The organism is Kribbella soli, from assembly GCF_004331345.1.
Classification (GTDB): domain Bacteria; phylum Actinomycetota; class Actinomycetes; order Propionibacteriales; family Kribbellaceae; genus Kribbella; species Kribbella soli.
Genome location: NZ_SJJZ01000001.1, coordinates 1,992,450 through 2,004,025, shown reverse-complemented (window position 1 = coordinate 2,004,025; position 11,576 = coordinate 1,992,450). Strand labels below are relative to the sequence as shown.

Annotated in this window: 13 protein-coding genes; 4 read left to right on the top strand and 9 right to left on the bottom strand. The window is 67.6% G+C overall.

What is annotated here, in order from left to right:
- The first annotated feature begins 18 nt into the window (after positions 1-18).
- Both E0H45_RS09990 and E0H45_RS09985 read left to right on the top strand, forming a co-directional pair.
- Positions 19-861 carry an amidohydrolase family protein gene (locus tag E0H45_RS09990; protein WP_131336346.1) on the top strand — a complete coding sequence of 281 codons (843 nt, stop codon included), beginning with the start codon at positions 19-21 and terminating at the stop codon, positions 859-861.
- Between the two features lie 12 nt (positions 862-873).
- Positions 874-1,854, top strand: coding sequence for a phosphotransferase family protein (locus E0H45_RS09985; protein ID WP_131336344.1), 981 nt, complete (start codon positions 874-876; stop codon positions 1,852-1,854).
- Positions 1,855-2,314: 460 nt separating this feature from the next.
- Here the strand turns inward: E0H45_RS09985 and E0H45_RS09980 are convergent, their stop codons facing one another.
- From E0H45_RS09980 to E0H45_RS09960, 5 genes are all read right to left on the bottom strand, one after another.
- Positions 2,315-3,391, bottom strand: a complete 1,077-nt coding sequence (locus E0H45_RS09980) for a DNA polymerase IV (protein WP_131336342.1) — start codon at positions 3,389-3,391, stop codon at positions 2,315-2,317.
- An 18-nt stretch (positions 3,392-3,409) separates the two neighbouring features.
- Positions 3,410-4,231 carry an ABC transporter permease gene (locus E0H45_RS09975; RefSeq protein ID WP_131336340.1) on the bottom strand — a complete coding sequence of 274 codons (822 nt, stop codon included), beginning with the start codon at positions 4,229-4,231 and terminating at the stop codon, positions 3,410-3,412.
- Entirely contained in the window at positions 4,228-5,040 is an 813-nt protein-coding gene (locus E0H45_RS09970; RefSeq protein ID WP_131336338.1) for an ABC transporter permease, read from the bottom strand. The genes E0H45_RS09975 and E0H45_RS09970 overlap by 4 nt, the downstream gene beginning before the upstream one ends.
- Positions 5,037-6,059 (bottom strand): ABC transporter ATP-binding protein, encoded by a 1,023-nt coding sequence (locus tag E0H45_RS09965; RefSeq protein ID WP_131336336.1) that lies wholly within the window; start codon positions 6,057-6,059, stop codon positions 5,037-5,039. Before E0H45_RS09965 ends, E0H45_RS09970 begins: the two co-directional genes overlap by 4 nt.
- Before the next feature lie 265 nt (positions 6,060-6,324).
- A complete protein-coding gene (locus tag E0H45_RS09960; protein ID WP_238154882.1) occupies positions 6,325-6,789 on the bottom strand; it encodes a GNAT family N-acetyltransferase in 465 nt (154 codons plus the stop codon).
- A gap of 187 nt (positions 6,790-6,976) precedes the next feature.
- Between E0H45_RS09960 and E0H45_RS09955 the strand changes: the two genes are divergently transcribed.
- Positions 6,977-7,387 (top strand): PaaI family thioesterase, encoded by a 411-nt coding sequence (locus E0H45_RS09955; protein WP_131336334.1) that lies wholly within the window; start codon positions 6,977-6,979, stop codon positions 7,385-7,387.
- Positions 7,388-7,399: 12 nt separating this feature from the next.
- On the opposite strand, the gene E0H45_RS09950 is transcribed toward E0H45_RS09955, so the two are convergent.
- Positions 7,400-7,735, bottom strand: coding sequence for a TFIIB-type zinc ribbon-containing protein (locus tag E0H45_RS09950; protein ID WP_131336332.1), 336 nt, complete (start codon positions 7,733-7,735; stop codon positions 7,400-7,402).
- 63 nt (positions 7,736-7,798) lie between these two features.
- A complete protein-coding gene (locus tag E0H45_RS09945; RefSeq protein WP_131336330.1) occupies positions 7,799-9,700 on the bottom strand; it encodes a penicillin-binding transpeptidase domain-containing protein in 1,902 nt (633 codons plus the stop codon).
- A 230-nt stretch (positions 9,701-9,930) separates the two neighbouring features.
- Here E0H45_RS09945 and E0H45_RS09940 point away from each other — a divergent pair, with 230 nt between their 5' ends.
- Positions 9,931-10,260: an L-rhamnose mutarotase gene (locus E0H45_RS09940; protein WP_131336328.1), complete on the top strand. Its 330-nt coding sequence runs from the start codon at positions 9,931-9,933 to the stop codon at positions 10,258-10,260.
- Here the strand turns inward: E0H45_RS09940 and E0H45_RS09935 are convergent.
- A complete protein-coding gene (locus E0H45_RS09935; protein ID WP_131336326.1) occupies positions 10,257-10,955 on the bottom strand; it encodes a pirin family protein in 699 nt (232 codons plus the stop codon). The two genes, E0H45_RS09940 and E0H45_RS09935, sit on opposite strands and share 4 nt — an antisense overlap.
- 5 nt (positions 10,956-10,960) lie before the next feature.
- A complete protein-coding gene (locus E0H45_RS09930; protein WP_131336324.1) occupies positions 10,961-11,476 on the bottom strand; it encodes a DinB family protein in 516 nt (171 codons plus the stop codon).
- Positions 11,477-11,576: the final 100 nt, after the last annotated feature.

Genomic DNA, 11,576 nt, shown 5'->3' with positions numbered 1-11,576 from the left:
CGAAGGGACCACACCAGCATGAGCAGAGTCGACGCTCACCACCATGTCTGGGATCTGACCGTCCGCGAGCAGTCGTGGATGGTCGGGCCGGAGCTGGATCCGATCCGGCGCAACTTCTCGATCGCCGACCTGGCGCCGCTCGCGTCGGCCGCCGACGTGAGTGCGACCGTGCTCGTGCAAACCGTCGGCCTGGTTGCGGAAACAGTCGAATTCCTGGAGATTGCCGCTGGCAACGATCTGGTGGTGGGCGTGGTTGGTTGGGTCGACCTGACCGCTGCCGACGTGGCTGACACGCTGGCGTCGCTCCAGGCCCGTCCGGACGGCTCGTACCTGAAGGCGATCCGCCACCAGGTCCACGACGAGCCTGATGACGACTGGCTGCTGCGTCCCGACGTACAGCGCGGTCTTGCCGCCGTTGCCGAGGCCGGCCTCGCGTACGACCTCCTGACGAAAACGCCGCACCTCCCCGCCGCGATCCAGACCGTCCGCAACCTCCCGCAGCTCACATTCGTCGTCGACCACATCTCCAAGCCCGTGATCGGCGAGCCGTTGGACCCGTGGGCCACCGAACTCCGCGAGCTGGCCGCCCTCCCCAACGTCACCTGCAAACTCTCCGGCATGGTCACCGAGGCCGACTGGGTCGCTTGGAAACCCACCGATCTCCAGCCGTACGCCGACGTCGTCCTGGAAGCGTTCGGCCCTGACAGAGTCATGTTCGGCTCGGACTGGCCGGTCTGCCTCCTCGCCGCGTCGTACGCCGACGTCGTTGCCACCGCGGAAACCCTCACCTCCACACTGTCCGCATCCGACCAGCAGGCCGTCTTCAACACCACGGCCACCCGCACCTACCGCCTGACCTGAATCGGCGGACAGGTGGAGCTTCGGGCGGTCGAGTGTGGGCCGGATGCGTTTCAGCGGGGCCTGACCGCCACGCAGATCGAGGCGATCTGCTGGCGGGCGTTCGGTTCTGACGTGGTGCGGGCTGTTGAGCTGGGGCTCGGCGGCTATAACAGCGTCTACCGGGTGGAGGTGGCCGGGAGGGACGATGCGGTGATCCTGCGGGCGGCGCCGCAGGAGGAAGCGCAGTTCGGGTCCGAGCTGCACTTGATGCGGAACGAGTATGCAAGCGTTCCTTGGCTGGCAGCGATTGCGCCTCTGATGCCGCAGGTGTTGGCCGTGGACTGGTGTCACGAAATCGTCGACCGGGATTGGATGATTCAGACCTGTCTGCCCGGCGTCCCGGCACCGGAGCACCTCGGCCGGTATCCACGGTCCGGCCGTACGACGTTCTTCCGCCAGATCGGCGCGATCACCCGGACCGTGCACGACGTACGCGGACCGCACTTCGGCCGCGTCGACGGACCGCCGTATGCGTCCTGGAGTGAGGTCGTGATCGCATCGTTCACGCAGATCGCCGACGACCTGGAGCAAGCGGGTTTCGACGGCACCGACGTGCGAACGGCCGCCGAGTTGGCTGCAAAGGGCCGCGCGTCGCTGGACGAGATACGCGAGCCGCGGCTGCTGACGGGCGACCTCTGGACGGTCAACTGCCTCCTCGACGCGAACGCCCCCGAACCAGTGATCTCCGGCGTACTCGACTTCGACCGCACCGAATTCGGCGACCCCGCCGCAGACTGGACCATCCGCATGGCCCAGGCAAAGCACGACGAACGGGAGTCATTCTGGGAGTCGTACGGCGCTCTCGACCTCTCACCTGCCGCAGCCCACCGAGCCCGCATCTACGAGGCTCGCCACCTAGCCGCAATCCGCCTCGAACGCCACCGCCTGAACAACCCCGAAGCCGTCCATGAAAGCTACGCCGCCCTGGCGAAGGTTCTGGCCCAACTCCGCTGAGCGACGGGACTAGCCGCGGCGGCCGGAGCGGGTTGCGAACTCGTCCAGCACGGTGATCACCTCGCGTGGTGGGTCGGCACCTGGTATTACCTGTTCCCAGTCACCAGCGCCTGTCCCCACACCCCAACAACTCCTCGCCGTCACCCCGCCGCCGCCCCGGCTGGTGAGCTTCCCACCGGCTCTTGAATGGCGCTGATGGACTGCGGTGTGCAGAACGCCCGCGACGTGACGAGTGGGCGCGACAGGCGGATCGCGTCGGGTCGTGGCGTTTGGTTGGCCGCTGGAACGTCGAGTCGTGGATCGCGGCTGCGTTTGGCTGCCGAAATCCACGACTCGAGGAAACGTGGGTGACCGCGGTACCTCGGTCGAAGGGGGCGCGCCGGATCAGCGCAACCCAGCCCCACATTCATCGCAAGAGCCTTACATAACCTTCTCCGAATAAAGTTATATAGCGGGTCGGTCAGACGTTGATTGGGACGAATTCGACGCGGACGCCGAGGAGGCGGATGGGGCGGTTGAGGTCGAACTTTTCGAGGATGGCCAGGGCTGTGGTGGCGATGACCTCGGGGTCCTGGGTGGGGGACTTGAGTTTGCGGCTTTTGATGGGGGTGTAGAAGTTGATGAAGCGGACCTTCACCGAGACGCGTTGGATGGTGCGGCCCTCGGCCACGACCTCGCGGGTGACCTCGAGGGCGATGCGGCGGAGTTCGCGTTCTACGCCCGCGCGGTCGGCGAGGTCCTCGGGGAAGGTTTCCTCGTGGCTGCGGGAGACGGGTTCGCGGGGTACGTCGGTGACCTCGGTGTCGCCGAGGCCGCGGCCCAAGGCGGCGTACCAGGTGCCCATTTTCGGGCCGAAGCGTTTCTTCAGCACGTCCAGGTCGGCGGCGGCCAGTTCGGCGACGGTGGTGACGGCGAGCTCGTTGAGGTTGCGTTCCATCCGGGGGCCGATGCCCCAGAGGTCGCGGACCGGGCGGTGGTCCATCACCTCGCGCCAGTTGGCCGCGGTGAGGCGGTAGATCCCGGTGGCGGGGCCGGCACCCTCGAAGGGTTCGGCGTGCGAGCGTTCGTGCTTGGCGAACCCGGTCGCGAGTTTGGCGCGGGTCTTGTTGTCGCCGATGCCGACGCAGCAGGTCAGCCCGGTCCGCTCCACGACGGCGGCCCGCAACTGAGCCGCCAGCCCTTCCGGGTCGTCGGTCTCGGCGCCGACGAAGCACTCGTCCCAGCCCCAGACCTCGACGACGACCGGGAAGGACCGCAGCGTGTCCATCACCTCGGCCGACGCCGCGTCGTACGCGGCAGGGTCCGTCGGGAGGAAAACGGCGTCCGGGCACTTCTTGTACGCCGCCCGCACCGGCATCCCGGAATGCACGCCGTACTCCCGTGCCTCGTAGGACGCGGTGGCGACCACCTGCCGTGGTTGGGTCGGGTCGCCGGACCCACCCACCACAACAGGCAGTCCACGAAGCTCAGGCCGCCGCCGGATCTCGACGGCCGCGATGAACTGATCCATGTCCGCGTGCAGGAGCCACCAGCTCATAGCTCACAGGTAACCACATCAGCTGGATGCACTGGAGTACGTCAGGAGCCCGCGCCGCCACACCAAGCGGACCAGCAGCATCGCCACCACCGCGAGCCCGACCCCGAGCGCCACGGTTCCCCAGCCGAGATCGCCGGCCAGCGCCCGCACCGGGAACGTCGTCGCGAATGCCACCGGGAACGCGAACGTCAGGAACGTCCGCACCGCGACCGGGAAGAACACCAGCGGATACCGCCCGGCCTCCATCAGGTTCAGGAACACGAACCCGATCGGGTTCACCGACTGCAGCCAGAACGCGAGGAACGACATCGCTGACCACACCGCGGTGAGCAGTACCAGTCCAGTGCCGACGAGTACGACGGCCTGCACGACCTGCCCCGGTCCGGGGCTGAGATCGGCCTGCACCAGCCCGATCACCAGGACGGCGATGCCGCTGGCGACGTTCGTGAGCTCCGCGACGTTGATCCACCGCAGCGTCAGGTAGAACTGGCTCGACACCGGCCGCAGCAGGACGCCGTCCAGCTCACCTTCGGTCAGGTACGTCGTCATCCGGTTCAGGTTCGGCGCGACGAACGTCGCCATCAGCCCGGTGACGATCTGGAACACACCGACCAGCGCGATCACCTCCGCCCGCGACCAGCCGTGCACTTCAGCCGTGAACCCGAACAGCAGCAACGTCGGCACGATCCCCAGCCCGAGCTGTACCAGCCCGACGAGCAGCGTGGTCAGGAAATGCGCACGGAAATGAGTTTCCCGAACCACCGCCTGGGCGAAGAACCGCCGCCACAACCGCGCATGCCGCCACTGCTTGTGCCACCAGGTCCGATCCAGCGTGCTCATGCGCCCACCGCCGAGTACGCGCGGATCCCCGCGGCCCAGACAAGTCGGGCGATCGCCGCGAACACCACGACGTACCCGAGCTGGAATCCCAGCCCTGCAAGGAGTTCGCTCCCGGTCAGCTGACCCGCGACGATCTCGACCGGGAACGACACCGTGTACCGGAACGGCTGGTGGTCGACGAACCCCCGCGACCACTCCGGCATCAGCGCCAGCGGTACGACGGCACCGGACAGCACACTCGCGATGATCACGCGGGCCTGCACCAGCGCACTCACGTCGTCCATCCAGAACGCCAACGACGCGATCAGGATGTCGATCGTGAACACCAGCATCGCGCCGAGCACGATGCTGACCGCGAACAGCGCCCAGCGCCCCGGGCCGGCCGGGATGTTCATCGAGTCGCGGAAGATCCACCACACGACGCCGATCATCGGCACGAGCGCGAACAGCTTGAGGAACTTCTCCGACAGGTTGTTCGCGACGAATCCGGCCAGCAACGACGCCGGCCGGATCATCCAGCTGGACAGCTTCCCCATCCGGATGTCCTGGGCGAGGAACCCGGCCATCCAGGACGACGTCGCCATCGTCACGAACCCGAGCAGCACGAAGTACGTCGTGACGTACCGCTCGTCGACCGGCAACTGGGCGCCGCTCGCCAGCGCCGTCCGCCAGATCAGCAGCGAGATGATCGGCATGCAGATGTTCGCCAGCATGAAGATGATCCACGCGCCGCGGTACACGGACTGCTGCGCGATATCGGCCGCCGTCATCCGCCGTACGACGCGGAGGTTGCGGACGAATGCGTTCACGAGGCGTCCCCGAGCGTGCTGCGGCGCAGGAACAGGTCGCGCATGATGTCCTCGATGTCGGCGTCCGCGACGTCGAGGTCGACCAGTGGCCCGAGCCGGGTCAGCTGCTCCATCACGGATCCGGCGCGCTCCCGATCCGCCTCGAGCTTCACCGTCGGTCCGGTCACCTCGACCGCGCTCACGCCCTCCAGCCCGGTCAGCCGGTCGGCCTCGACCGGTGTCGCGTACGTCGCGCGCACGAGCTTGCGTGGTTGCGCCGTACGGACGAGATCATCGAGACCGCCGTCGAACTGCAGGCGGCCGTGGTCGATGATCATCACCCGCGAGCAGAGCGCCTCGATGTCGTCCATGTCGTGGCTGGTGATCAGGATCGTCGTACCGCGCAAACGATTGACGTCGGCGAGGAACGAGCGGACCCGCGCCTTCGCGACCACGTCCAGGCCGATCGTCGGCTCGTCCAGGAACAGGATTTCCGGGCCATGGACGAGCGCGGCCATCAGTTCGAGCTTCATACGTTCACCGAGCGAGGTCTTGCGGACCTGCACGTTCAGCAGGTGCTCGACCTCGAGCAGCTCGGCGAGTTCGGCGACGTTCCGGTCGAACTCCGCAGTGGACAGGCCGTACATGTCCTTGTGCAGCAGGAGACTTTCCATCGCCGGCACGTCCCACCACAGCATGGTCTTCTGACCCATGACGAGCGCGATCCGGCGCAGGTAGTCGTGCTTGCGGTCCGACGGCGTGTGGTCGAGCACCTGCAGGTCGCCGGAGGTGGTGTACAGCAGGCCGGACAGCATCTTCAGCGTGGTCGTCTTGCCGGCGCCGTTCGGGCCGAGCAGTCCGACGACCTCGCCGCGGTTGATGGAGAACGAGATGCGATCGACAGCGAGCCGGGTCTCGTACTTGCGTCGTACCAGGCCCTTCATCGCGCCACCGAGGCCGGCGCGCTGCTGGTGGAAGGTGTAGGTCTTGGTCAGATCGTGTGCCGCGATGACCGGCGGCAGGTCGTGAACAGGCGTCACGTGAAAGCACCGCTTTCGAGAGAGTGTCAGGACCGGGCAGCGTCCACGCGCAAACGCGCAGAGCGCAGGCCGCTCACGCCAAGTGAGATCGGCCAGGCGGACGCTGTGGTCCGTCCCGGCTACGCGGTCCGGTCCGACCGCGGGGGTTGAACGGATATCAACCCTTATCTCGACGACGTGTCGACATCGCTCCCTGTGGGTCCTTCCGACGTGCGGCTGCCACCGACCACGGTATGCCGGGACGGAAAGCGTCGTCCACTCGGTTTCAGAGGTCCTTGCGCATCTGCTGCGAGATGACGGTGTAGCCGAGTGCGTCGTACAGGGCGATCGCGGTGGTGTTGTCGCCGAAGACGTTCAGGTCCAGCTGGGTGTGGCCGAGGCGACGGCACTCCTCCTCGGCGGCCAGCATGATCGCCCGGCCGTAGCCTTTGCCGCGATGGGCATGGTCGACCTCGATGCCGTAGATGAACGGCACCTTCGACTTGGTGCTGATCCACAGGCTGCCGACCGCGCCGTCGTCCCCGACCGCGATCCAGATCAGTTGCTGATCGGTGGCCGGGCCCTCGGGCAGGAGATTCTCGGTCTGCTCGTACGCGAGTGCGAGCGCCTCGTCCTCGGTCAGCCCGCGGGCAGGTCCGACGCCGGCCGCGAACGATGCGGCAGCGCGCTCCATCCAGCTCGGATACTCGTTGTCAGTGATCGGGCGCAGCAGCACCGGCGGCGTGGTCACGAGGCTGACGATATCCCGCTCTTCTGTCCCACACGCCAACACACAGAGACGGATATCCCCTCCTGTGCGGCGGCACGCCGAGTCGTGGCGGTTGGTTGCCCCTCGAAACCGCGAGTCGTGGATCGAGGCTGCATTTGACCGCCCAAACCCACGACTCGACGGAGGCCGGATCGGCTATCGTGCGCAGGTGGCGGATCTGACGTTAGAGGTGGCTCAGAAGCTGTTGGCCGCGCAGCCGTTCAGCGCGCTGCTCGGGGCTCGGGTGACGGCGTTCGGCGATGGCGGCGCGACGCTCGAGCTCGACATCCGGCCGGATCTCCAGCAGCAGAACGGTTTCCTGCACGGCGGCGTACTCAGCTACGCGGCCGACAACGCCCTCACGTTCGCCGGCGGTACGGCGCTCGGCCCGGACGTGCTGACCGGTGGCTTCACGATCAGTTACCTCCGCCCGGCCCAGGGCACGATGCTCCGGGCCGAGGCGAAGGTGGCGTATGCGAGCAGGCGGCAGGCGACGTGCACCTGTGAGCTCACGACGCTCGACGACGCAGGTACGTCGACCCTGTGCGCGATCGCCCAGGGCACGATCATCGCCCGTTAGTCGAAGAGCCCGTTAGTCGAAGAGATCTTCGAGGAACGACTTCTTTTTCTTCTTGTGCGGGTACTGGTTCCCGTACCGCCGGTCGTCGTCGCGCCGGTCGTTGTCATAGCGCCGGTCGTCGTCGTACCGCTTCTTCTCCTCGTACCGCTTCTCCTCGTACCGAGGCTGCTGCTGCGATGGCTGCGACTGCTGCGGGGCGTTGAACCGCGCCTCGGCGTCGACGAGCCGCTCCAGCTCGCCCCGGTCGAGGAAGATCCCGCGGCAGTCACCGCACTGGTCGACGGTGATCCCACTGCGCTCGTACGTCCGCATCGCGCCGCGGCACTTCGGGCAAACCAAGCTCTCCATCCGGCAACCCTAAGTGACGATTTCCCCGCCACGGCGCGCTTTCAGCGAACTCTCAGGAAGTCCTCATTTGAAGCTGCTGAGGAAGCTCTTCAGGAGCGGGCCGGCGGTGTGCGAGCCGGACTCGCCGCCTTCCACGATGACCGCGAACGCCACGTCACCGCGGTAGCCGGCCATCCAGGCGTTGGTGGTCACCTTGCCGTTCGCGACGACCTCGGCGGTACCTGTCTTGGCAGCGACCGCCCCGTTGCCGGCGAGCACCTTCGCGGTTCCGCCGGTGACCGTGGTGCGCATGAACGTCCGCAGCGCCGCGACAGTTGCCGCGGGCAACGGGGAGGCGGCCGCACCGGCGGCGTCCTTGCCCGGTACGAGCACCGGCTTCATCGCCGTACCGTGGTCGACCGTCGCCGCGACCAGCGCGATCGCCAGCGGGCTCGCGGTGACCGTTCCCTGGCCGATCATCGACGCGGCCTCTTCGACGTCGTCCTTCGGCGCCGGCACCTGGCCGCCGTACGCCGAGATCGACAGGTTCAGGTCCCGTCCGATCCCGAACATCGCCGCGGCCTTCGTCATCCCGTCCTTCGGCAGCCGCGCGTGCTGCGAGATGAACGCGGTGTTGCAGGACTGGTTGAACGCCTGCTGCATCGTGCCGTTGCCGTACGCCGCCAGCGCGTCGTAGTTCTTGAACGTCTTGCCGAACACGTTGATGGTGTCCGTGCACGGCAGCGGCGTCGCGGCGGTCAGCCCACTCCCCAGGAGCGCCGCCGAGGTGACGATCTTGAAGGTCGAGCCCGGTGCGTACCGGCCCTGGAAGGCGCGGTTGTAGCTGGCCACCTGCGGCCCGTTCGCCGCGGCGAGGATCTGACCGGTCGACGCCTGGACGGCGACCAGCGACGCCGGCAGCTTGCTGGTCGCCAGCGCGGCCTCGGCGGCCTTCTGCATGTTCGTGTCCAGAGTGGTCTTCACCGGCTTGCCGGCGACGCCCTTCTGGCTGAAGACGTTCTTGACCGTCAGCTTGGTCTTGCCGTCCCGCAGCGCGACCGTGCCGCCCGGCGTACCGGCGAGCTGCTGCTGGAACGCGTACTGCAGGCCGGTCGTGCCGACCTGGTCCTGCGCCGACGCGGTCGGGCCGGCGTTCTTCAGCGTCTCGTCGGTCGCCGTCTTCATGGTGCCGAGGAGTGACCGGGCGAAAGTCGAGGTCGGCGGCAGCGACTGCGTGCCGCCCATCGTCAGCACCCCGGGCAGCTTGCTCATCGTCGGCCGGAGTGCCTCCCACTCCTCGGCCCGGATCGTGATCGCGTCCACGAACTGCCCGGCCGGGGCGGCCTTCGCCCGCACGGCGAGCTTCGCGCCGTCGACGTCGAGGTACTTCGTGAACGCGGCGTACGTCGCTGCCGTGGCCTTGGTGCCCGCGGCGACGCCGACGATCACGACCGGCCGGTTCGCGGTCAGGGCGACGCCGTTGCGGTCCAGGATCGAGGCCCGGGCCGGCAGCGCACGGACCCGCTTGAGGTAGTTGCTGTCGCCGAGGCCGGGGTAGATCGTGTCGCCCGCGGCTTTGACCTTCCAGGCGTCGCCGGTCTTCGCCGCGGTCGCCGTACTGGTCCATTTCATCGCGCCGATGCCGCGCAACTGCGCCTCGACGGCCAGGTCCTGGGTGCAGCTGCCGTCGGTGCACTTCGGTTCGCCCTGCGGGGTGACCGTCACGGTGCTCGCGACCAGCGCGCTGTCGACGTCGTCGAGCCGCTTGGCGAAGACCGTCGGGTTGTCGGTGAGCGCCCCGGCGGCGTCCGGCTTCCCGTTCGGCGCCCAGGCCTTCACCCAGGCGTCGGCGAACTGCTTGATGACCGCCCCGGACGCCTGCTGCTCGTCGCTCCCGGACTTACCGCCGCCGCCGGACTTGCTGTCAGAACAACCAGCGGTGATCAGCAGACTACTCAGGCAGACGATCGCAGTGGTTCGCTTCACAATCCCAACTCTCGCACGACGACGGATGGACACCGGGCACAGTCTTCGGCGTGTGGCCACCACACCACGAGGGCGAAACTACTCAACCCACCCAAGTACGACGCGCGTACCCGCTCGGGAGTTGGCGCCAGAGGGTGGATGAATCGGGAGCGAGACGCTGCGCGAATCGGCGGACCCGGATTCTGGAACCGCGTTCCAGAGTCGCGCCGCCGGGCGTATTCTGCTCCTTTGTGACCCGCCTTGCTCTGCACAGCCGCCTGATTCCCGGTACCGAAGAGGCCTACGAGATCGAGCACGCTCGCGTCTGGCCGGAGCTGATCACCGCGATGAACACCGCCGGGATCAGCGACTGGTCGATCTGGCGCAGCGGCCGTGACCTCTTCCATCTGGTGGTGACCGACGACTTCGAGGCCGCGGTCGCGTACCTGCGGACCGACCCGATCGACCAGCGCTGGCAGCAACACATGAGCCAGTTCGTCGAGGGTTTCGCCGAGAACCCGGAGGGTGTGGCCGGCCAGTCGCTGCGCCACGTCTGGACGATGAGCGAACAGACCGACTAGTACATCTCCCAGACCAGCAGCTCGGCGCCGTCCGGGCCGGCGGTGAGGCGTTCGCCGTCGGAGCCGTTCAGCCGTACGGCGTCTGCGGTACCGAGCTCGCCCGCGCCCTCGAGGGCCGCCGTACCCGTCGCGACGAAGAGATGCAGGTACGCCGCCGCGGGCAGTGTGATCGTGCCGCCCGGGGCCAAACGGGCCACCGACATACCGGCGGAAGGCTGGTTGAGGTGGATGGCGGTGGACGCCGCGTGCTTGGCGAGGCCGGACGCCACCGGGACGAGTTCGCCGGTGGTGAGGTCGAGCTCGGTCTGCTCGTACGACGGTGGAAGGTCGAGGCGATCGGGCCGGACCCACATCTGGACGTAGTGCACCGGATCCGGGCCGTCGTTCCACTCCGAGTGCTGGATGCCGGAGCCGGCGGTCATCCGTTGGGCGAGTCCCGGGTGCACCTCGCCGCTGTTCCCCTGCGAGTCACGGTGAGCCAGTGCGCCGCGCAGTACCCAGGTGACGATCTCCAGGTCCTGGTGCGGATGCGTGCCGAACCCGGTGCCAGGGGCAACTGTCTCGTCGTTGTGCGCGAGCAGGAAACCGAACCCGACGTTCGCCGGGTCGTAATGCGGCCCGAACGAGAACGAGTGCCGCGACTCCAGCCACTCGCTCGCGGTCCGGAACCGATCATCCGCCCGATGAATCTCCACAGGCTCTAGTAATACCCCTTGTAGCCGTCCAGCAGCTCACGCATCGCGTCGAGATGCCCGACGTGGCGCGCGGTCTCCTCGACCATGTGGATCAGCATCCACCGCAGCGTCGCCTGGGCCGACGTGAAGTCCGGATGCTTCCCGACGTCGTCGAGCGAGTGCGCGGCGACGATCTCGTTCGACTGCGCGCACTGCGCCTCGAACTCGTCCAGCAGCTGCGCCAGCGGTACGCCGGTCACCAGCATGTCGGCGTCCTCGGGCTCCTCCTGGAACTGCGGGTTGTCCGCGTACGACTCGCCCAGGAACAGCACGTTGAACCAGCAGTGCTCGGTCCACCGCATGTGTGACACCAGCCCGGCCGGTGTCATCAACGGGGAGTCCGGCAGCGCGACTCGGTACTCGTCGGCTTCGGCCAGTCCTTCCAGCTTCCACCGCACCAGTGCCCGCTGCAGGTCGAGCCAGCCCACCAGCTGCGTCCGCTCATCCGCAACCAGCGGCGGCCTCTCCCGCGAAAGTGTCATAGCCGGACGGTAGCCAATCCACCCGAGCGCCGCAGCGCATTAAAAAACGGACTGCGCCGCTCGGTGGGCGGCGCAGTCCGGTCTACTGGTGAGACGTCCG